The organism is Geodermatophilus obscurus (genome assembly GCF_900115395.1).
GTDB lineage: Bacteria > Actinomycetota > Actinomycetes > Mycobacteriales > Geodermatophilaceae > Geodermatophilus > Geodermatophilus obscurus_B.
The window spans coordinates 42,914-64,357 of sequence record NZ_FOWE01000009.1; the positions used below are offsets into that span (position 1 = coordinate 42,914).

A 21,444-nucleotide genomic window follows, 5' to 3' on the forward strand; every position below is an offset into this window, starting at 1 on the left:
CGGGCATGGACGACACGCCCCGCCCGCCGCTCCCCTACCCCGGCCCGCCACCGGTCGGGGAGCCGGTCACCACGGCCGCTCGCCGGCCGTCCCTCGAGCCGTCCCCCGAGCCGTCCCTGGAGTCGCGGCTGCGCCCGCCGCAGGTGCTGCTCGCCGTGGGGGTGGTGCTGGTGGTGGCCGTCGGGCTGGCCGGGCCGGCGCTGGCCGGTGACGCCGCCCGGGCGGGGGTCCTGACGCTGGCGCTGGTCACCGCCTGCGCGTCGGCGCTGGCGGCGCGCAGGCGGCTGGGCAGCACCGAGGAGGCGTGCGCGGCCGTCGCGGCCGCGCTGGCCCTCACCGGCGCCGCCGCCGGTGACGGGCCGCTCGACGGCGGCCCCCTGTCGGCGCTGGTGACGGCAGCCGTGCTGCTCAGCGTCCGGGTCCTGCTCCCCGCCCCGCTGAGCTGGCCGCTGGCCGCCTGGGTGGCGGTGCAGGTGGCGGCCCTCCGCGCGCTGGACCTGGTCGACGGCGGGGCGCCGCAGACAGCGCTGCTGCTCGGCGTCGCCATCGTCGGGCTGGCGGTCACGCCGGCCGCCCGGCCGCCGCTGGCCCGCGTCGTGCTGGTCACCACCGCGCCCTGGCTGGTCACCGGTGTCGGCGGCGGGCTGGTCACGGCCGCGACCGCCGACGGGCCGGCCCGGTGGGTGCCGGCCGGGCTGACCGTCGCGGTGGCGGCGGCGCTGCTGGTGGTCCGGCTTGAGCGGTCGGTGGAGCCGCTGCTCGGCCCGCCGCGGGTCGTCCCGGTCGCCTCCGGTCTCGTCGCCGGTGGCGCGGTCGGTGCGGCGCTGTCGACCGATGGCCCGTGGACCCTGCCCCTCGCCGGCTGGTCGGGTGTGCTGCTCATGAGCGCCGCGGCCGCCGCGCTGTCGGGCTGGCGCCGCGGCCTCCTGCTCCCGGCCGCGGTGGCGGCCGGGAGCGTCCTGCTGGCGCTGGCCGTCGTGCAGCTGACCGCGGCGGCACGCTGGCAGGCGCTGGTGTCGCTGCTGCTGCTCACCGCGCTGCCCGCGGCGCTCGTGGCCGTGGTGCGGCGCGACGACCGGCCCACGGCCGCTCCCGCGGCGACGGGCTGCCTGGCCGGGGCGGCCCTCCTGGCCGTCCCCGCAGGGCTGCTCACCCCGGGTGCCTCCGCGGTGGCGCTCACCGCCCTGTTCGCGGGCACGCTGGCCGTGCGACCCGGGATGTCCGCCGACGTGCGCGGCCCGACGGGCACGGTCGGCGGGGTCTGCGCCGGCGCGGCGCTCGTCGTCCTCGCCGTCGACGCCGCCTGGACCCAGCTCGTGGTGCACCTCGCCGTCCAGGGGGTGCTCACCTGCTGCTGGGCAGCGGCCCTCAGGAGCGAGCCGCACGCCGAGGAGGCGGCCGCCTCCTGGCGGGTGGGGGCGGCCGAACTGGTGGCCGCGGCGTGGACGCAGGCCGCGCTGCACGGCGCGACCGTGGTCGAGGCGTGGACCCTGCCGCTCGCCGCCGGGCTGCTGCTGGCCGCCGGGCCTCGGCTGCTGGACGGGCCGTCCTGGCCGGCGTGGGGTCCGGGACTGGTGGTCGCGTCGGCGCCCTCGACGGTCGCGGCGGTGCTGCAGCCCGGCGCGCTGCGGCCGGTCCTGGTCCTCGGCGCGGCCGCGGCGGCGATGGCGCTGGGGGCGCGCGGGGCCGTCAGGGCGCCGCTGGCCACCGGCGCGGTGACGGCGGTGGCCCTGGCGGTCGGGCTGGCCGTCCTCGCCCTGCCGCAGCCGTTGGCCTGGGTGCTCGTCGTCGGGCTGGCGCTGCTGGCGGGCGGCGCGCGGCGGGAGCTGCGCCCGGTGGCCGGGTTCAGCGCCCGGCTGTCGGAGCTGCGCTGACCCGCTCGCGCGCCTCAGCGCGGGCCGGCGACCTGCCCCGGGTCGACGTCGGCCCCGCCGCCGGCGGTCGGGTGCCGGCCGGCGGCGGCCAGGTCGGTCAGCTGCAGGGTCCGCGTGACGTCGCTCGGGGACACCACGCCGACCACCCGGCCGCCGTCGACCACGACCGCGCGGCCGTCGGTGCAGCCCTGCATCCGGCCCAGCAGGTCCAGCAGCGGCTCGTCGGGCCGGGCGACGGGGATCTCCGACAGCGGGCACGCGACGTCGCGCAGCCGCGTCGTCGCCCGGGCGCCCGGCGGCACCGCCCGCAGCCGGTTGAGGGTGACCAGGCCGGCCAGGGCGCCGTCGAGGCCGACCAGCGGGTAGGTGCTGAACCGGTGCACGAGCACGACCTCGTGCAGGAATCGCTCGACCGGCTGGTCGGGGTCGGCGGTGAGCACCGGGCCGCTCATCACCCGGCCGACCGGCAGCCCGCCGAGTCGCGCCGAGACGTGGGCCTGCTGCTCCTCGGCGGTCGCGGCGTTGACCAGGAACAGGCCGATCAGACCCAGCCACAGCCCACCCAGCCCGCGGCCGGTGACCAGCTGGAGGGCGCCGAGCGCGATCAGCGCGAACCCGAACAGCCGCCCGGCGCGCGACGCCGTCACCGCCGAGGACCACGGGTCCCCGCGGCGCCACCACAGCAGCGCCCGCAGCAGCCGGCCGCCGTCGAGCGGGGCCGCCGGGACCAGGTTGAAGAGCGCCAGCGAGAGGTTGATGACCGCGAGGTAGTCGAGGACGGCCACCGGCAGCCCGTCGGCGCCGGCCGCCCGCGCGAGGACGGCGACGCCCATGGACAGCGCGGCCAGCACGAGGCTGGTCAGCGGGCCGACCCCGGCGATGCGGAACTCCGCGCCGGGCGTCCGGGCGCCCCCGCGCAGCCGGGCGACCCCGCCCAGCAGCCACAGCGTGATGCCCTCCACCTCGACCCCGTTGCGGCGGGCGACCAGGGCGTGCGCCAGCTCGTGGGCCAGCAGGGACGCGAGGAAGGCCACCGCGGCGACGAGCGCGGCGGCCGCGTAGGCCAGCCCGCTGCGGCCGGGCAGGACCAGCGGGAACCGGCCCAGCGCCAGGCCGGCGGCGATGATCGCCACGATCACCAGGACGCTGGCGTTCACGCCGACCCGGATGCCGGCGATGCGGCCCAGACGGAAGGTCTCGGTCATGCGGGTGCTCCTCGGGGTCGAGTTCACTGGCGCCCTACCCGGTGGTGCACCACCGGCAACGTGCGCCGGTCAGGGGCCGAACAGCACCTCGGCGCCGACCGGGCGGTATCCGGCGGCGAGGAAGGCCCGCAGCGACGCGGTGTTCGCCGGCGCGACCTGCGCCCACAGCGGCCCGCCGCCGGGCACCAACGCGGGAGCCGCGGCGACCAGGGCGGTGCCCAGGCCGCGACCGCGCGCGACCGGGTCGACCTCGAGGCTCACCTCCCACCGCCCGGCGACCCCGCGGCCGAGGACCAGCACACCGGCGCCGTCGGCCGTCGTCCACACCCGGACGTCGCTGCGGTGCGCCCGCGCCCGGTCCACCCGCGGGTGGGCGACCGAGGCCGGCACGAGGTCGGGTCCCGGACCCGCGGCCGGAGGCGGCGCCACCAGGACGGCGTCGAGCGACCCCGGCTCCGCGCCGACCCGGTCGGCGAGCGCGGTCAGGAACCGGGCGCCCAGCGGCGCGGCCAGCGGGTCGTGCGCCACCTGCGCGGCCACCCACGCCGGGTCGACGTCGGCGGCGACGACGTGCCAGGCACTCCCCCCGACGACGACTGCCCGCGCCCCGGAGGGCGCGGGCAGTCGAAGGACGCTCGCGTCGGCCACTGGGGTCTCCCCCGCGGCCAGCCGGTCGAGCAACCCGGTGAGGGGATGGAACGGCGCGGCTGCAGGGACCCACGGCGCGCGGAGGGTGTCGTGGGGGGCAGCCGGGTCCTTCGTCAGACGCGGAAGCCGAGGGCGCGCAGCTGCTCGCGGCCGTCGTCGGTGATCTTGTCCGGGCCCCACGGTGGCATCCAGACCCAGTTGATCCGGATGTCGTCGACGAGGCCGGGGCCGGGGCCTCCGGTGAGCGCCTGACGGGCCTGGTCCTCGATGACGTCGGTCAGCGGGCAGGCCGCGGAGGTGAGCGTCATGTCGAGAACGGCGACCTGCGAGCTGCCGTCGTCGGCGACGTCGATGCCGTAGACGAGGCCGAGGTCGACCACGTTGACGCCCAGCTCGGGGTCGACGACGTCGCGCATGGCCTCCTCGAGGTCCTCGAGCAGCGCCGTCTTGTAGGCCGGGAGCTCGGGCGTCTGGTTCTCGGTGGTCTCGCTCATGCCTGTCCTCCGGTGACAGTGGTGGGAGCCGCCAGGGCGCGGGCGGAGGCGTCCTTGAGGGCCATCCAGCTCATCAGCGCGCACTTGATGCGGGCGGGGTACTTCGACACCCCGGCGAAGGCGACGGCGTCCTCGAGCTCGTCCTCGAGCCGCTCGGCGACCGCCGGGTCGCCCTTCGACTGCATGAGCGCCACGAACGACTCGCCGGTGGCCAGCGCCTCGGTGACCGGGCGGCCGACGACGAGGTCGTACATCGCCGAGACCGACGCCTGGCTGATCGAGCAGCCCATGCCCTCGTAGGACACGTCGGCGATCGTCTCGCCGTCGAGGTGCACCCGCAGCGTCACCTCGTCCCCGCAGGTCGGGTTGACGTGGTGCACCTCGGCCTCGAACGGGTCGCGCAGGCCGCGGCCGTGGGGGTTGCGGTAGTGGTCCAGGATGATGTCCTGGTACATCGACTGCAGCTGCATCAGGCGGTTGCCTCCTCCGGCGTCACTCCGAAGAAACGCTGCGCCGCCCGCACACCTTCCACGAGCGCGTCGACGTCGTCGTACCCGGTGTGCACGTAGAACGTGGCCCGGGTGGTGGCCGGGACGCCGTAGCGGCGGACCACCGGCCAGGCGCAGTGGTGCCCGACCCGGACGGCGACGCCGTGGTCGTCGAGGACCTGGCCGACGTCGTGCGGGTGGATGCCGTCGACGGTGAAGGAGATCGCTCCCCCGCGCGCGACGGTGTCGGGCGGGCCGATCACCGTGACGCCGGGGATCGCCTGCAGCTGCTCGAGCGCGTAGGCGGTCAGCGCCTCCTCGTGGGCCTGCACGTTCTCCATGCCGAGCGCCTGCAGGTACTCGACGGCGGCGCCGAGCCCGACCACCTGCGCGGTCATGGGCACGCCGGCCTCGAAGCGCTGCGGCGGGGGCATGAACGTGCTGCCCTCCATCCGCACGACCTCGATCATCGAGCCGCCGGTGAGGAACGGCGGCAGCGCGTCGAGCACCTCGTAGCGGCCCCACAGCACGCCGACGCCGGTGGGCCCGAGCATCTTGTGCCCGGAGAACACCAGGAAGTCCGCGCCGAGGGCGGCGACGTCGACCGGCTGGTGCGGCACCGACTGGGCGCCGTCGACCAGCACCAGCGCACCGACGGCGTGCGCCCGGGCCACGATCGCCTCGAGCGGGTTGATCGTGCCCAGGATGTTCGACTGCTGGGTGACCGCGACCAGCTTCGTCCGCTCGTTCACGACCGTGTCGAGGTCGGTGAGGTCGAGCCGGCCGTCGTCGGTGAGGCCCAGCCAGCGCAGGGTCGCCCCGGTGCGCTCGCACAGCTGCTGCCAGGGCACCAGGTTGGCGTGGTGCTCCATCTGGGTCACGACGATCTCGTCGCCCTGGCCGACGGCGTACCGGCGGAAGGACGGCTCCTTCGCCGTCGCGGCGTTGGACAGCGCGTAGGCGACGGTGTTGATCGCGTCGGTGGTGTTGCGGGTGAACACCACCTCCTCGACGGCGGCGCCGATGAACTCCGCGATGCGCGCACGGGCCGCCTCGTAGAGGCCGGTGGCCTCCTCGGCGAGCTGGTGGGCGCCGCGGTGCGGGGCGGCGTTGTGGTTCTCGTAGAAGTCGCGCTCGGCGTCGAGGACGCTGCGGGGCTTCTGCGAGGTGGCGCCGGAGTCGAGGTAGACCAGCCGCTTCCCGTCGCGCACGGTGCGCGACAGGATCGGGAAGTCCGCCCGGATCGCCTCGACGTCCAGCGGCAGGGGCTGCTTCCGCGCCCCGGCAGCGGGACGCGAGACGGTCTGGGTCATGCGCGAGCGACCTCCGTGGCGGCCTTCTCGGCGCTCGCCTGCTCGTTGGAGTCCTTGACGTAGGCGGCGTAACCCTCGTTCTCGAGCTTGTCGGCCAGCTCCTGGCCGCCCTCGTCGACGACCCGGCCGGCGACGAACACGTGCACGAAGTCGGGCTTGATGTAGCGCAGGATCCGCGTGTAGTGGGTGATCAGCAGGACGCCGACGTCGCCCTCCTCGCGGGTGCGGTTGACGCCCTCGGAGACGACCCGCAGCGCATCGACGTCGAGGCCGGAGTCGGTCTCGTCGAGGACGGCGATCTTCGGCTTGAGCAGCCGCATCTGCAGGATCTCGTGGCGCTTCTTCTCACCGCCGGAGAAGCCCTCGTTGACGTTGCGCTCGGCGAACGCCGGGTCCATCTCCAGCGCCGTCATCTCGGTCCGGACGTCCTTGACCCAGGTGCGCAGCTTCGGGGCCTCGCCCTTGACCGCGGTGGCGGCGGTGCGCAGGAAGTTCGACACCGAGACGCCGGGGACCTCGACCGGGTACTGCATGGCGAGGAACAGGCCGGCGCGGGCGCGCTCGTCGACGCTCATCGCGAGGACGTCCTCGCCGTCGAGGGTCACCGTGCCGCCGGTGATCGTGTACTTGGGGTGTCCGGCGATCGAGTAGGCCAGGGTGGACTTGCCCGACCCGTTGGGGCCCATGATCGCGTGGGTCTCGCCCGACCGGACGGTCAGGTCGACGCCGCGGAGGATCTCCTTGACGTCGTCGCCCTCACCGACCGTGACGTGCAGGTCGCGGATCTCCAGAACCGACACTTCTCTTCTCGCTCCTCAGTTGCCCGACGCCAGCGGGAGGTCGGCGGAGGCCGCGTCGCCGTCGATGTCGACGAGCACGTCCTCCCCCTCCACGCGGACCGGGTAGACGTCGACCGGCTCGGTCGCCGGCAGGTTGGTGGGCTCGCCGGTGCGCAGGTCGAAGCAGGACCCGTGCAGCCAGCACTCGATGGTGGGGACGCCGTCGACGGTCTCGACGTCGCCCTCGGACAGGGGGACCTCGGCGTGCGAGCAGAGGTCGGTCAGGGCGTACACCCGGCCCTCGTAGCGGACGACGGCGACGTCGACCTCGTCGAGCTCGAGGCGCAGCGCACCGCCGTCGGGGACGTCGGAGAGCCCGCAGACCCGTTCGAAGGCCATGCTCAGGCCACCTCGACCGGCTGCTCGTCGAGCCCGGGCAGGGCGCCGAGGCGCGTCTCGATGGAGCGCATCAGCCGGTCCTGCAGGGCGTCGACGCCGATCCGGGCGACGACGTCGGCGAAGAAGCCGCGCACCACCAGGCGGCGGGCGGTCTCGGCATCGATGCCGCGGGAGCAGAGGTAGAACAGCTGCTCGTCGTCGAACCGGCCGGTGGCGCTGGCGTGGCCGGCGCCGGCGATCTCGCCGGTCTCGATCTCCAGGTTGGGCACCGAGTCGGCGCGGGCGCCGTCGGTGAGCACCAGGTTGCGGTTGAGCTCGTAGGTGTCGGTGCCGGTGGCCGCCGGCCGGATCCGGACGTCGCCGACCCACACCGTGCGCGCCCCCTCGCCCTGCAGCGCGCCCTTGTAGAGCACGTTGCTGCGGCAGTTGGGCACCGCGTGGTCGACCCAGAGCCGGTGCTCCTGGTGCTGGGTCTCGTCGGAGAAGTAGACGCCGAACAGCTCCGCGGTCCCGCCGGGGCCGGAGTACTGCACGTTGCTCACCAGCCGGACGAGGTCGCCGCCGAGGGTGACCACGACCTGCGCGTAGCTGGCGTCGCGGCCGACGACGGCGTCGAACTGGCCGCCGTGCACCGCGCCGGGCGCCCAGTCCTGCACCGACACGACCCGCACCTGCGCGCCGTCACCGACGACGACGGCGACACCGCCGGCGTAGCGGGCCAGGCCGCTGTGGTCGAGGACGACGGTCGCCTTCGCGAACGCGCCGACCTCGACGACCAGCTGGCCCCACACGACCTCGTCGGACCCGGTGCCGGCCAGGCCCAGGGTGACCGGGCGGTCGAGCTGCGCCTCGGCGGCCACGCGGACGACGGCGGCGCCGCCGCTGCGCTGCCGGGCGAGCGCGGCGAGCCGGTCGACCGGCTCGGGCAGGCCCTTGAGCAGCGGGTCGTCGGCGTCGACGCTGGTCAGCTCGGCACCCTCGGGCAGGTCGGTCGTCCACTCCAGGTGCGCGTCGGAGGGGGCACCCTCCAGCAGCGGGCGGACGCGGCGCATCGGGGTGAAGCGCCACTCCTCCTCACGACCGGTGACGACGCCGAAGGCGTCCGGGTCGGTCGAGGTGAACCGCTCGGCCGGGGAGCCGGTCGGGGCCGGACCACCGTGCGAGTGCGCCCCCGGAGCGGCCTGCCCGGCGGTGCCGGTGCCCTCGGCCGGGATGGTCGGCGGCCCGGCCTGCGCACCCACGCCGGGGGCGAACAGCTCCCCGGCGAGGGTGGCGGACTCCGTCGTGAGGTTCGTGGTGTTCGGGTCGGTCATCAGCCGACGGCACCTTCCATCTGCAGCTCGATGAGCCGGTTGAGCTCGAGGGCGTACTCCATGGGCAGCTCGCGGGCGATCGGCTCGACGAACCCGCGCACCACCATCGCCATGGCCTCGTCCTCGGACAGGCCACGGCTCATCAGGTAGAAGAGCTGGTCCTCGCTGACCCGGGAGACGGTCGCCTCGTGGCCCATGGCGACGTCGTCCTCGCGGACGTCGACGTAGGGGTAGGTGTCCGACCGGCTGATCGTGTCGACCAGCAGGGCGTCGCACTTGACCGTCGACTTCGAGCCGTGGGCGCCCTCGTCGATCTGCACGAGGCCGCGGTAGGAGGTGCGGCCGCCGCCACGGGCCACCGACTTGCTCACGATGGTCGAGGAGGTGTTGGGCGCCGCGTGCACCATCTTGGCGCCGGCGTCCTGGTGCTGGCCCTCGCCGGCGAAGGCGATGGACAGGACCTCGCCCTTGGCGTGCTCACCGGTCATCCAGACCGCCGGGTACTTCATGGTGACCTTGGAGCCGAGGTTGCCGTCGACCCACTCCATGGTCGCGCCCTCGTGCGCGATCGCCCGCTTGGTGACCAGGTTGTAGACGTTGTTCGACCAGTTCTGGATGGTCGTGTACCGGCAGCGCGCGTTCTTCTTGACGATGATCTCGACGACCGCGGAGTGCAGCGAGTCCGACTTGTAGATCGGCGCGGTGCAGCCCTCGACGTAGTGCACGTAGGCGCCCTCGTCGACGATGATCAGCGTCCGCTCGAACTGGCCCATGTTCTCCGTGTTGATCCGGAAGTAGGCCTGGAGCGGGATCTCGACGTGCACGCCCTTCGGCACGTAGATGAACGAGCCGCCCGACCACACCGCCGTGTTCAGCGCGGCGAACTTGTTGTCGCCGGAGGGGATGACCGAGCCGAAGTACTCGCGGAACAGGTCCGGGTGCTCCTTGAGGGCCGAGTCGGTGTCGAGGAACAGGACGCCCTGGTCCTCCAGCTCCTTCTGGATCTGGTGGTAGACGACCTCGGACTCGTACTGCGCGGCGACGCCGGAGACCAAGCGCTGCTTCTCCGCCTCCGGGATGCCGAGCCTGTCGTAGGTGTTCTTGATGTCGTCGGGCAGGTCCTCCCACGAGGCGGCCTGGGCCTCGGTGGAGCGCACGAAGTACTTGATGTTCTGGAAGTCGATGCCGGAGAGGTCCGAGCCCCAGTCGGGCATGGGCTTGCGGCCGAAGAGCTTGAGGGCCTTGAGGCGGCGCTCGAGCATCCACTCGGGCTCGCTCTTGCGCGCCGAGATGTCGCGGACGACGTCCTCGGACAGGCCGCGGCGGGCGGAGGACCCGGCCACGTCGGTGTCGGCCCACCCGTACTGGTACCGGCCGAGCTGCTCGATCTGCTCGTCCTGCGTCAGCGGCGTGCCGGTCACCGGCTGCTGGGTGCTGGTCATGCGGGCGTCCTCTCCCGGTCGTTCGTGGGGGTGTTGCTGGTGGACGGTGCGGGGCCCGGTCGTCGTGGGACGACCCGCGCTGCTCGCTCACCTGGTACAGGGCGCGCGGGGTCCGCGGTGTTCCCCGTGCGGGTGTGGTCCCGGCCGCTGCCGACCGGCACCGTCCCCGGCCGTGCGGGCCCGGGGATGTGGGTGGTGCAGACGCCGTCGCCGTGGGCGATGGTCGCCAGCCGCTGTACGTGCGTACCCACCAGCCGGCCGATCACCGCCGTCTCGACCTCGCACAGCTGCGGGAACTCCGCGGCCACGTGCGCCACCGGGCAGTGGTGCTGGCACAACTGCCCGCCGCTGGCGATCGCGGAGGCCGAGGCAGCGTAACCCTCCGCGGTGAGCGCCTCGGCGAGCGCCCGGGCCCGGTCGACCGACGCCCCGGCGGTGCGGGCGACGGCGTCGGAGGCCCGCCGTTCCAGGCCGGCGAGCTGGGCCTCGGCGACGGCGCGGACGGCGTCGGGGCCACCGGAGGCGGCGACGTGCCGCAGCGCGGTGAGCGCGAGGTCGTCGTAGGCGTGCGCGAACCCCGAGCGGCCGGCGTCGGTGAGGTGGAAGCGCCGGGCGGGCCGGCCCCTCCCCCGCTGCGCGCCCGCGGTGCTACGCTCCTCGACCCGCCCGCGCAGGGCGAGGGCGTCGAGGTGGCGGCGCACCGCGGCGGGGCTGATCCCGAGCCGGGCGGCCAGTTCGCTGGCGGTCTGCGGGCCGTGCTCGAGCAGCAGCGCGGTCACGCGGTCACGCGTGCGGACGTCGTCGGCCCGCACCGTCCCCACCTGCCCCGCGCTGCTTTCCACAACACGATTGTGACCTATTTCGGGAGGCCCGCAAGGAAGGCCGCCCTAACCCACCGGGCCCCTGACCGCGCAGGTCAGGAGCCCGGTGAGGCGGATCACACCGGGCCGGCGGCGGCCGGTTCGGCAGCGTCGACGCGGAGGTCGAGCGCACCGTCGGCGACGTCCACGACGACGTGCCGGCCGGCGGCCAGCCGGCCGTCGAGCAGCAGCCTGGCCAGCGCGTTGTCGACCTCCCGCTGGATGGCGCGGCGCAGCGGCCGGGCGCCGAACTGCGGCTCGTACCCGCGCTCGGCGATCCAGGCGACGGCCTGGTCGGTGAAGGTCACCGCGATGTCCTGGGCCGAGAGCCGGCGGCGGGTCTCCTCGAGCAGCTGCCGGGTGATCTGCTGCAGCTGCTCGCTCTCCAGCTGCTGGAAGACCACGATCTCGTCGATCCGGTTGAGGAACTCCGGCCGGAACGACTCGCGCAGCCGCCGCAGCAGCCGGTCGCGCAGCCCCGCGTCGGCGGCCGCGGCGTCCCCGGTTCCGAAGCCGAGCGGGGCGTTGCGGCCCTGGATGAGCTCCGAGCCGAGGTTGCTCGTCATCACCAGCACGGTGTTGGTGAAGTCGACGGTGCGGCCCTGGGAGTCGGTGAGCCGGCCGTCGTCGAGCACTTGCAGCAGCGTGTTGAAGACGTCGGGGTGGGCCTTCTCGACCTCGTCGAGCAGCACCACCGAGTACGGGCGGCGGCGCACCGCCTCGGTGAGCTGGCCGGCGTCCTCGTACCCGACGTACCCGGGCGGGGACCCGACCAGCCGGCTGACGCTGTGCCGCTCCTGGAACTCGCTCATGTCCAGCCGGACCATCCGGTCCTCGTCGCCGAACAGCGCCTCCGCCAGCGCCCGGGCCAGCTCGGTCTTGCCGACGCCGGTGGGGCCGAGGAACAGGAAGCTGCCGATCGGCCGGCCGGGGTCGCCCAGCCCGACGCGGGAGCGGCGGACCGCCTCGGCGACCACCCGGACGGCGTCGTCCTGGCCGACGACCCGGCGGTGCAGGTGCTCCTCGAGCTGCAGCAGCCGCTGCATCTCCTGCTGCGTGAGCTGGCTGACCGGGATGCCGGTCTGCCGCGACACCACCTCGGCGACGTCCTCGACACCGACCTCCGGGACGCCGGGCCGGCCGCCGCCGCGGGCCTCCTCCAGGCGGGCCTGCGCCTGCGCGAGCTGGTCACGCAGCTCGACGGCGCGCTCGTACTGCTCGGCGGCGACGGCCTGGTCCTTCTCCCGCTGCAGCCGGTCGACCTCCTGCTCGAGGCTCCGCAGGTCCGTGTGCGGGGTCTTGACCCGCCGGCGCACCCGGGCCCCGGCCTGGTCGATGAGGTCGATGGCCTTGTCCGGCAGGTGCCGGTCGGCCACGTAGCGGTCGGAGAGCTCGACGGCGGCGCGGACGGCGTCGTCGGTGAAGCGCACCTGGTGGTGGGCCTCGTAGCGGTCGCGCAGGCCGCAGAGGATCTGCACCGTGTCCTCGACCGAGGGCTCGGACACCAGGATCGGCTGGAACCGGCGCTCCAGGGCGGCGTCCTTCTCGATGTTGCGGCGGTACTCGTCGAGCGTGGTCGCGCCGATGACGTGCAGCTCGCCGCGGGCCAGCGCCGGCTTGAGCATGTTGCCCGCGCCGCCGGAGCCCTCGGACGCGCCGGCGCCCACGACGGTGTGCAGCTCGTCGATGAAGACGATCACCTCGTCGGAGTGCTCGCGGATCTCGTCCATGATCTTCTTGAGCCGCTCCTCGAAGTCGCCCCGGTAGCGCGTGCCCGCGACCAGGCCGGTGAGGTCGAGCTCGACCAGCCGGCGGCCGCGCAGCGTCTCCGGGACGTCGCCCTCGACGATCTGCGCGGCGATGCCCTCGACGATCGCCGTCTTGCCGACGCCAGCCTCGCCGACGAGCACCGGGTTGTTCTTCCGGCGCCGGGACAGGACCTCGACGGTCTGCTCGATCTCCGACTCGCGGCCGATCACCGGGTCGATCTGGCCGTTGCGCGCCATCTCGGTGAGGTCGCGGCCGTACTCGTCGAGGGTCGGGGTGCTCGACTGCGGGCCCTGGCCGGGGCCGCCGGGGCGCCCGCCGCCGGGCTGGGGGCCCCCGGTGGCGGCCTGCTGCAGGGCCTCCGGGGTGACGCCGTGCTCGCGCAGCACCCGGCCACCCGGGGACTCGGGGTTGACGGCGAGTGCGAACAGCAGGTGCTCGGGGCCGATGTAGGTGCTGCCCAGGGCACGCGAGACCCGGTGGGCGTCGAGCAGGGCGCGCTTGGCGGCCGGCGTCAGGGACGGCGCCTCGTCGCGCGGCTCACCGCGGAGGGCCAGGCCGTCGAGCTCGGCCCGCAGCCGGTCGGGGTCGGTACCCGAGCGGGACAGGAAGGCCCGCGTGGTCTCGTCGGCGGTCATGGCCCGGAGCAGGTGCTCGGTGTCGAGGTCGGCGCTGCCGGTGGCGACGGCGTGGTGCGCGGCGGCGTTGACCAGCTCGCGCGCCTGCTGGCTGAGGAACTGGGTGATGTCGACGCGCTGGCGCGGCACGCGCTGCTCCCCGCCGAGGTAGCGGGCGAAGAAGTCGTCGAACGGGCTCCCGTAGGAGCCGGGGAAGAAGGGGGTGGTCATGCCTCACGTCCAGGATCGGTGGGTCGTCGGCGGGGCACCCGGGGATGCCCGCTGAGCTGCCGCTGGGGCTCCTCTACCCGGGCAGGCGCACCGTCACCGGCGCGCCCGCCGCCCGCGTCCTGGTCAGCGCCGGGACCCCGGCCGCGCTTCCCGTCGGGGATCCGCCCTGAGCGAACCGGGACCCTCCGTCCGCGCGGCTAGCATCGGGCCGTGCAGGTCCTGCCCCGCTCCTTCTCCGCCACCGCCGTCACCCGCCTGGCGCTGGCGAACGTGGTGGCCAACGGCGCGATCGTGGTCACCGGAGGCGTGGTCCGGCTCACCGGCTCGGGCCTGGGCTGCCCCACCTGGCCGCGGTGCACCGAGGAGAGCTTCGTCACCACGCCGGAGATGGCGGGGCACGGCCTCATCGAGTTCGGCAACCGGCTGCTGACCTTCGTGCTCACGGCGGTGGCGATCGCGGTGCTGGTGGCGGTGTGGCGGTCCCCGCGCCGCGACCTGCGGCCGCTGGCCGTGCTGGCGTTCCTCGGCATCCCCGTGCAGGCGGCCATCGGCGGCGTCACGGTGCTCACCGGCCTCAACCCGTGGACGGTGGCCGTCCACTTCCTCGTGTCGACCGTCCTCGTGGCGCTGACGACCGTCCTGTGGCTGCGCTCCCGCGAGCCCGGGGTGGGCCGGCTCCTGGTGCGCCGGCCGATCGCGCTGCTGGTCGGCGGGATCTCCGCGGTGACCGCGGTGGTGCTGGTCCTGGGCACGATCGTCACCGGCAGCGGCCCGCACAGCGGCGACGTCGACGAGGACGACGTCCCGACCGGTGACCGCATGGGCTTCGACCCCGAGACGGTCAGCCAACTGCACGCCGACGCCGTGTTCCTGCTCGTCGGGCTGACCGTGGCGCTGCTGGTGGCGCTGTACGCGATGGAGGCCCCCGGCCGGGTGCGCCGGGCCGTCCGCGACCTGCTGGTCGTGCAACTGCTGCAGGGCGTGGTCGGCTTCGTGCAGTACTTCACCCAGCTGCCGGTCGTGCTGGTGCTGCTGCACATGCTCGGCGCGGTGCTGGTGACCGTCTACACCGCGCGCCTGGCCTGGTCGGTGCGCGGCCCGGCCACCGAGCAGCCCCTCGACGCTCCCGCCACCCAGGTGCCCGCCGCCCGCTGACGCCGGGGCCGCCCGGGGTTCCGCCCGGGAGGGCGGTGTGCACCCTGCCCGTCGTGACCCACGACCTCGTCGCCCCGCTCGGACCGGACGGCGTCGCCCGGACCGCCGACCTCGGACGGGTGGTCGACCGGCACTGCATCGGCGTGTGGGTGGCCGCGGGCAGGCTGCTGCGGCCCCATCCCGGTGTCGTCGTCCTCCCGGAGCGGGCGCACGAGTGGCGCACCCGCGCGCTCGCCGCCGCGCACGGGACCCGCCCGCGGAGGTGTCGGCCGAGCAGCGCCGCTGTCCGGCGCTGCCGGGCCGGGCGGCACTGCGGGAGCTCGTCGGACTGGTGGCCTCGGGCTGCCAGGGCGAGCTCGAGATCTGGGGCGTGCGCCACCTGCTGTGCGCCCCCGGGATGCCGAGGACGGTCCGGCAGCACCCGGTGGTCCTGCCGTTCGGCACCGTCCACCTCGAGGCGCGATCCCGGAGCTGAGGATCGCCGTCGAGCTCGACGGTGCCGCCTTCCACGGATCACCCAGGCGCGGGAGCGGGACACCCGGCGTGACGTCGCGCTCGCGGCGCAGGGCTGGGTGGTCCTGCGGTTCGGCCACCGGCGGCTCGTGCGGGAGCCCGACGCCTGCCGCCGGGAGGGGTCAGACGAGGACGTCGACGGCGATCGCGATGGACAGCAGCGTCATGTGGGTGATCGACACCGAGAACAGCCGCATCGGGCGGTCCGGGACGCCGGCGCGGATGCGGCCGAGCCACTGCGAGGACTCGACGACGTACCAGGCACCCAGGACACCGCCGCCGATGGCGAAGGCCCACCCGAGGACCGGGGTGATCGACCCCATGAGGAGGGTCGCGCCCAGCGTCGCCCACGCCCACGCCACCGACTGCCGGCCGACGCTCTCCGGGCCGGCGACCACCGACAGCATGGGCACGCCCGCGCGGGCGTAGTCCTCGCGGAACCGGCTGGCCAGCGCCCAGAAGTGCGGCATCTGCCAGCAGAAGACGATCCCGAAGAAGACCAGGGCCGGCCACGCCAGCGAGCCGGTCACCGCGGCCCACCCGATCAGCACCGGCGCGGCCCCGGGGAAGGCGCCGAACACGGTGTTGTGCCGGGTCCGCCGCTTGAGCACCATGGTGTAGACGACGGAGTAGGCCAGGATCGCGATCGCCGCGAGGGCCGTGGCCAGCGGCGTCGTCTCCAGCCACAGCAGCGCCAGCGACGCCACGGCGAGCACGACGCCGAAGACGAGCGCGGCCCGCGGGGACACCGCGCCGGACGGGATGGGCCGGTTGCGCGTGCGCGACATCAGCCGGTCGATGTCGCGGTCGAACCAGCAGTTGACCGTGTTCGCGGCCCCGGCGGCGAACATGCCGCCGACCAGGGTGGCCCCCACCAGCCGCCAGGACGGCCAGCCACCGGCCGCGAGCATCATCGCGGGCAGGGTGGTGACCAGCAGCAGCTCGACGAGCTTCGGCTTGGTCAGCGCCACGTAGGCGCCGACCACGTCGGTGACGCGGCGGGGCGAGACGACCGGGCGCTCGGAGAGCGTCGTCACCGGGCGGCCTCGGCCGCGCGCACGCACGGGCGGCGGGACACCACCGGGCACGGAGACAGCACGGGGGTCCCTTCGAACCGGGGGATGAACGCCTCCCACTGTATCCCGCGGGCACCCCGCCGCCCTTCGAGCATGACTAGGGTCTGATCACGTTGACGCCGCGTGGAGTGCGGGTACGGCCGTCGCCGACGACGGAGCGTCCCGGGTCAGCGAGCCCCCGGGACGCACCGGGCCCAGCCGCACGCCGTGCCCGCGTCGCCCGCCCGGGAGCACGGGACACCGGTCCCCGGACGGACCCGCACCGGCAGACCCCGAGGAGCACCGTCCGACATGACCAGTGACACCAGCAGCTCGGCGGCCGAGAGCTCCGGGACGAGGAGCACCGCCGCGGAGGCACCGGCCGAGGCGGCCACCGACACGCCGACCGGCGACCCGCGCCAGCCGCACCCCACGCTCCCCGACGGCTTCGGTGACCTCGACCGCCGCGCGGTCGACACCGCCCGGGTGCTCGCGATGGACGCCGTGCAGAAGGTGGGCAACGGCCACCCCGGCACCGCGATGAGCATGGCGCCCACCGCCTACCTGCTGTTCCACAAGTGGCTGCGCCACGACCCCACCGACCCGAACTGGGTCGCCCGCGACCGCTTCGTGCTGTCCATGGGCCACTCGAGCCTGACCCTCTACGTGCAGCTGTTCCTCGCCGGCTACGGCCTCGAGGTCGAGGACCTGCAGGCGCTGCGCACCTGGGGCTCGAAGACCCCGGGCCACCCCGAGGTCAACCACACCCCCGGCGTCGAGACGACGACCGGCCCGCTGGGCCAGGGCGTCGGCAACGCCGTCGGCATGGCGATGGCCGCCCGCCGCGAGCGCGGCCTGCTCGACCCCGACTCCCCCGAGGGCGAGAGCCTCTTCGACCACACCATCTGGGCCTTCTGCTCCGACGGCGACCTGGAGGAGGGCGTCAGCGCCGAGGCCTGCTCGCTGGCCGGGACGCAGAAGCTCGGCAACCTGGTGCTCGTCTACGACGACAACCGGATCTCCATCGAGGACGACACCACCGTCGCCTTCACCGAGGACGTCGGCCGGCGGTACGAGGCCTACGGCTGGCACGTCCAGCACGTCGACGACGGCGAGGACCTGGCCGCGGTCGACGCCGCGTTCGCCGCCGCGAAGGCCGAGACGTCGCGCCCGTCGATCATCGTGCTGCGGACGATCATCGCCTGGCCGGCGCCGACCAAGCAGAACACCGGCGCAGCCCACGGCTCCGCGCTCGGCGACGACGAGGTGCGCGCCACCAAGGAGGTCCTCGGCTTCGACCCCGAGCAGACCTTCCAGGTCGACGACGACGTGCTGGCCCACGCCCGCTCGGTGGTCGACGCCGGGAAGCAGGCGCACGCCGAGTGGCAGCAGCGCTTCGACGCGTGGACCGCCGAGAACCCCGAGCGCGCCGACCTGCTGGCCCGGATGGGCGAGCGCCGGCTGCCCGAGGGCTGGGTCGAGCAGCTGCCCACCTTCGACGCCGACCCCAAGGGCGTGGCCACCCGCAAGGCGTCGGGCAAGGTGCTCGCCGCGCTCTACCCCGCGCTGCCCGAGCTGTGGGGCGGGTCGGCCGACCTCGCGGAGAGCAACAACACCGCCGTCGAGGGCGAGCCGTCGTTCCTGCCGTCGGACCGCCAGACGAAGATGTGGAGCGGTGGGCCCTACGGCCGCACGCTGCACTTCGGCGTCCGCGAGCACGCCATGGGCGCGATCATGAACGGCATCGCGCTGCACGGCGGCACCCGCGTCTACGGCGGCACGTTCCTCACCTTCAGCGACTACATGCGCGGCGCGGTGCGGCTGGCCGCGCTCATGCAGCTGCCGGTGACCTACGTGTGGACGCACGACTCGATCGGCCTCGGCGAGGACGGCCCGACGCACCAGCCGATCGAGCACTTCGCCGCGCTGCGCGCGATCCCCGGCCTCGACGTCGTCCGCCCGGCCGACGCCAACGAGGTCGCCGTCGCCTGGCGGACCATCCTGGAGAACAACGACCGCCCGGCCGGCCTGCTGCTGTCCCGGCAGAACCTCCCGGTGTTCGACCGCTCGCAGATGTCCCCGGCCGAGGGCACCGCCCGCGGCGCCTACGTGCTGGCCGACGCCTCGAACGGGGAGCCCGAGGTGATCCTGCTGGGCACCGGCTCGGAGGTGCAGATCGCCGTCGCCGCCCGCGAGCGACTCGAGGCCGACGGCGTCCCCACGCGCGTGGTCTCGGTGCCCTGCGTCGAGTGGTTCGCCGACCAGGACCAGGCCTACAAGGACGAGGTGCTCCCGCCCACCGTCCGCGCCCGGGTCAGCGTCGAGGCCGGCGTGCCCATGGGCTGGCGGGAGTTCGTCGGCGACGCCGGCCGGATCGTGGGGCTCACCCACTACGGCGCCAGCGCCGCCTACTCCGTCCTCTACGAGGAGTTCGGCCTCACCGACGAGGCCGTCGTCACCGCCGCCCGGGAGAGCCTCGAGGCCGCCCGCTCCGGCACCGCCGTCCCGGCCGGGCCCGTCGCGGCCACCGGCGGCCTCCCCCACCCCACCGGCGACAGGTGAATCCCGCCCCAACGGAAGGCACGGTCATGGCACAGAACGAGAAGCTCGCGCAGTTGTCCGAGGCGGGGGTCGCCGTCTGGCTCGACGACCTGTCCCGCGACCGGATCCGCAGCGGCAACCTGCAGGCACTGGTCGACGAGCACTCCGTCGTCGGCGTCACCACCAACCCGACCATCTTCGCCGCGGCGATCAGCGGGTCGGACTCCTACGACGACCAGCTGCACGCGATGGCCGTGCGCAAGGTGAGCGTCGAGGAGGCGCTGCGCACGATCACCGCCGCCGACGTCCGCGACGCCTGCGACCTGCTCGCGCCGGTCGCCGAGCGGCAGCCCGGCGACGGCCGGGTGTCGCTGGAGGTGGCTCCGGGCCTGGCGCACGACACCGACGCGACGGCCGCGGAGGCCGCGCACCTGTGGTGGCTGGTCGACCGGCCGAACCTCTTCATCAAGATCCCCGCCACCGAGGAGGGGCTGGCCGCGATCACGACGTCGATCGCCCGCGGCATCAGCGTCAACGTCACCCTCATCTTCAGCCCCGAGCGCTACCGCGCCGTCATGGACAGCTACCTGTCCGGTCTGGAGCAGCGCCTGGCCGAGGACGACGGCGCCGACCTCTCCCAGATCGCGTCCGTGGCGTCGTTCTTCGTGTCCCGCGTCGACACGGAGATCGACAAGCGGCTGGACAAGGCCGGCGCCGACCCCTCCCTCAAGGGCAAGGCCGCGCTGGCCAACGCCCAGCTGGCCTACCAGGCCTATGAGGAGGTCTTCTCCTCCGACCGCTGGAAGGCGCTGGAGGCCAAGGGCGCCCGCCCGCAGCGCCCGCTGTGGGCCTCCACCGGCGTGAAGAACCCGGACTACCCGGACACCCTCTACGTCAGCGAGCTCATCGCCCCCGGCACGGTCAACACGATGCCGGAGAAGACGCTCATGGCCTACGCCGACCACGGCAGCCCCGGCACCCCGGTGCAGAAGACCTACGACGAGGCCGCCGCGGTGATGAAGGCCGTCGCCGACGCCGGCGTCGACCTCGACGACGTCTTCAGGGTCATCGAGGACGAGGGCGTGCAGAAGTTCGTCGACTCCTGGGACGAGCTGACCGCGTCGGTCAGGAGCGAGCTGGAGGACAAGGCGTGACCGGTGCACCCGGCTGACCCGCGGGGTAGGGCCGACCCGGGCGCCGGCCCCAGCACCCCCGAGGAGGACCAGTGATCCCCAACCCGCTGCGCGACCCGCGGGACCGTCGGCTGCCGCGGGTGCCCGAGCCCTGCGCGCTCGTCGTCTTCGGCATCACCGGCGACCTCGCGCGCAAGAAGCTGCTGCCGGCCGTCTACGACCTCGCCAACCGGGGCCTGCTGCCGACCAACTTCGCGCTGCTCGGCTTCGCGCGGCGGGACTGGGGGAACCAGGACTTCGCGGAGCTGGCCCGCGACGCCGCCCGCAACGCCGCCCGCACCCCGTGGCGGGAGGAGGTGTGGGAGCGGCTGGCCGGCAACGTCCGCTTCGTCCAGGGCTCCTTCGACGACGACAACGCCTTCGACCAGCTCGCCGCCACCCTCGACGAGCTGGAGGGCAGCCACGGCATCGGCGGCAACGCGGCGTTCTACCTGTCGATCCCGCCGGCGATGTTCCCGGTCGTGCTCAAGCAGATGCAGCGCACGCGCATGGCCGAGAGCACGCCCGACCGGTGGCGCCGCGTCGTCGTCGAGAAGCCCTTCGGCACCGACCTGGCCTCCAGCCGGGAGCTCAACGAGCTCGTCGACTCGGTGTTCAGCGCCGAGGACGTCTTCCGCATCGACCACTACCTGGGCAAGGAGACCGTCCAGAACCTGATGGCGCTGCGGTTCGCCAACGAGCTGTTCGAGCCGGTGTGGAACGGCCACCACGTCGACTCGGTGCAGATCACGATGGCCGAGGACGTCGGCATCGGCGGGCGCGCCGGCTTCTACGAGAAGACCGGCGCCGCCCGCGACGTGCTGCAGAACCACCTCCTGCAGCTGCTGGCGCTGACGGCCATGGAGGAGCCGGTCGAGTTCTCCGCCGACGAGATCCGCACCGAGAAGCTCAAGGTGCTGCGGGCGGTGTCGCTGCCGGAGGACCTGCGCACCTTCGCCGTCCGCGGCCAGTACGAGCAGGGCTGGCTGGCCGGCCAGCGGGCCCGCGGCTACCGGCAGGAGGAGGGCGTGGAGGACACCTCGACCACCGAGACCTACGCGGCGGTCCGGCTGGGCGTGGAGACCCGCCGCTGGGCGGGCGTGCCGTTCTACCTGCGCACCGGCAAGCGGCTGCCGCGGCGGGTCACCGAGATCGCGCTGGTGTTCAAGCGCGCGCCGCACCTGCCCTTCGCCGACACCGACACCGAGGAGCTGGGCAACAACCAGCTGGTGGTGCGGGTGCAGCCCGACGAGGGGGTCACCCTCAAGTTCGGGTCGAAGGTGCCGGGCAGCGTCATGGAGGTCCGGGACGTGTCCATGGACTTCCTCTACGGCGAGCAGTTCACCGAGACCAGCCCCGAGGCCTACGAGCGGCTGCTGCTCGACGTGCTGCTCGGCGACGCGACGCTGTTCCCCCGCAACGCCGAGGTCGAGGCGTCCTGGGCGGTCATCGACCCGCTGGAGGAGTTCTGGTCCGGCAGCACCCCCGAGCCCTACCGCGCCGGGGAGTGGGGCCCGCGCGCCGCCGACGACATGCTCGCCGCGGAGGGCCGCCGGTGGCGGCGCCCGTGACCCGCGG

19 protein-coding genes are annotated in these 21,444 nt (G+C 74.2%); 7 read left to right on the forward strand and 12 right to left on the reverse strand.

The window, feature by feature from the left end; genetic code table 11:
• The first annotated feature begins 5 nt into the window (after positions 1-5).
• Complete coding sequence (locus tag BM165_RS17810) at positions 6-1,874, forward strand: SCO7613 C-terminal domain-containing membrane protein (RefSeq protein WP_075014902.1); 1,869 nt, start codon at positions 6-8, stop codon at positions 1,872-1,874.
• Between the two features lie 14 nt (positions 1,875-1,888).
• On the opposite strand, the gene BM165_RS17815 is transcribed toward BM165_RS17810, so the two are convergent.
• The 11 genes from BM165_RS17815 to BM165_RS17865 all read right to left on the reverse strand — a co-directional run bounded on the left by BM165_RS17815 (position 1,889) and on the right by BM165_RS17865 (position 13,430).
• Positions 1,889-3,079: a site-2 protease family protein gene (locus BM165_RS17815; protein ID WP_075014903.1), complete on the reverse strand. Its 1,191-nt coding sequence runs from the start codon at positions 3,077-3,079 to the stop codon at positions 1,889-1,891.
• 69 nt (positions 3,080-3,148) lie between these two features.
• Entirely contained in the window at positions 3,149-3,727 is a 579-nt protein-coding gene (locus BM165_RS17820; RefSeq protein ID WP_208976793.1) for a GNAT family N-acetyltransferase, read from the reverse strand.
• A 113-nt stretch (positions 3,728-3,840) separates the two neighbouring features.
• On the reverse strand, positions 3,841-4,221 hold the full coding sequence (locus tag BM165_RS17825) for a metal-sulfur cluster assembly factor (protein WP_075014905.1): 381 nt from the start codon (positions 4,219-4,221) through the stop codon (positions 3,841-3,843).
• Complete coding sequence (gene sufU, locus BM165_RS17830) at positions 4,218-4,691, reverse strand: Fe-S cluster assembly sulfur transfer protein SufU (protein ID WP_075014906.1); 474 nt, start codon at positions 4,689-4,691, stop codon at positions 4,218-4,220. The genes BM165_RS17825 and sufU overlap by 4 nt, the downstream gene beginning before the upstream one ends.
• The gene (locus tag BM165_RS17835) at positions 4,691-6,022 is read right to left on the reverse strand and encodes a cysteine desulfurase (protein WP_075014907.1); all 1,332 of its coding nucleotides are present in this window, start codon (positions 6,020-6,022) and stop codon (positions 4,691-4,693) included. The genes sufU and BM165_RS17835 overlap by 1 nt, the downstream gene beginning before the upstream one ends.
• Positions 6,019-6,822, reverse strand: a complete 804-nt coding sequence (sufC, locus tag BM165_RS17840; protein WP_075014908.1) for a Fe-S cluster assembly ATPase SufC — start codon at positions 6,820-6,822, stop codon at positions 6,019-6,021. Before sufC ends, BM165_RS17835 begins: the two co-directional genes overlap by 4 nt.
• A gap of 15 nt (positions 6,823-6,837) precedes the next feature.
• A complete protein-coding gene (locus BM165_RS17845) occupies positions 6,838-7,200 on the reverse strand; it encodes a non-heme iron oxygenase ferredoxin subunit (RefSeq protein WP_075014909.1) in 363 nt (120 codons plus the stop codon).
• 2 nt (positions 7,201-7,202) lie between these two features.
• A complete protein-coding gene (gene sufD / locus BM165_RS17850) occupies positions 7,203-8,513 on the reverse strand; it encodes a Fe-S cluster assembly protein SufD (protein WP_143108218.1) in 1,311 nt (436 codons plus the stop codon).
• On the reverse strand, positions 8,513-9,955 hold the full coding sequence (gene sufB / locus BM165_RS17855) for a Fe-S cluster assembly protein SufB (RefSeq protein ID WP_075014910.1): 1,443 nt from the start codon (positions 9,953-9,955) through the stop codon (positions 8,513-8,515). The genes sufD and sufB overlap by 1 nt, the downstream gene beginning before the upstream one ends.
• Entirely contained in the window at positions 9,952-10,797 is an 846-nt protein-coding gene (locus BM165_RS17860; RefSeq protein ID WP_075014911.1) for a helix-turn-helix transcriptional regulator, read from the reverse strand. Before BM165_RS17860 ends, sufB begins: the two co-directional genes overlap by 4 nt.
• Positions 10,798-10,892: 95 nt before the next feature.
• On the reverse strand, positions 10,893-13,430 hold the full coding sequence (locus BM165_RS17865) for an ATP-dependent Clp protease ATP-binding subunit (RefSeq protein ID WP_075014912.1): 2,538 nt from the start codon (positions 13,428-13,430) through the stop codon (positions 10,893-10,895).
• Between the two features lie 44 nt (positions 13,431-13,474).
• Here BM165_RS17865 and BM165_RS26120 point away from each other — a divergent pair, with 44 nt between their 5' ends.
• The 3 genes from BM165_RS26120 (at position 13,475) to BM165_RS17875 (ending at position 15,060) form a co-directional block, all read left to right on the forward strand.
• Positions 13,475-13,600, forward strand: coding sequence for a hypothetical protein (locus tag BM165_RS26120; protein ID WP_280140731.1), 126 nt, complete (start codon positions 13,475-13,477; stop codon positions 13,598-13,600).
• Between the two features lie 40 nt (positions 13,601-13,640).
• Positions 13,641-14,585, forward strand: coding sequence for a COX15/CtaA family protein (locus BM165_RS17870; protein ID WP_075014913.1), 945 nt, complete (start codon positions 13,641-13,643; stop codon positions 14,583-14,585).
• Positions 14,586-14,847: 262 nt separating this feature from the next.
• Entirely contained in the window at positions 14,848-15,060 is a 213-nt protein-coding gene (locus BM165_RS17875; RefSeq protein ID WP_075014914.1) for a hypothetical protein, read from the forward strand.
• Positions 15,061-15,220: 160 nt separating this feature from the next.
• On the opposite strand, the gene BM165_RS17880 is transcribed toward BM165_RS17875, so the two are convergent.
• Complete coding sequence (locus BM165_RS17880; protein ID WP_083427478.1) at positions 15,221-16,135, reverse strand: heme o synthase; 915 nt, start codon at positions 16,133-16,135, stop codon at positions 15,221-15,223.
• Between the two features lie 330 nt (positions 16,136-16,465).
• Here BM165_RS17880 and tkt point away from each other — a divergent pair, with 330 nt between their 5' ends.
• From tkt to zwf, 3 genes are all read left to right on the forward strand, one after another.
• Positions 16,466-18,715 carry a transketolase gene (gene tkt, locus BM165_RS17885; protein ID WP_075014916.1) on the forward strand — a complete coding sequence of 750 codons (2,250 nt, stop codon included), beginning with the start codon at positions 16,466-16,468 and terminating at the stop codon, positions 18,713-18,715.
• A gap of 26 nt (positions 18,716-18,741) precedes the next feature.
• On the forward strand, positions 18,742-19,848 hold the full coding sequence (tal, locus tag BM165_RS17890; protein ID WP_075014917.1) for a transaldolase: 1,107 nt from the start codon (positions 18,742-18,744) through the stop codon (positions 19,846-19,848).
• A gap of 71 nt (positions 19,849-19,919) precedes the next feature.
• Positions 19,920-21,437, forward strand: coding sequence for a glucose-6-phosphate dehydrogenase (gene zwf, locus BM165_RS17895; protein WP_075014918.1), 1,518 nt, complete (start codon positions 19,920-19,922; stop codon positions 21,435-21,437).
• Positions 21,438-21,444 lie beyond the last annotated feature (7 nt).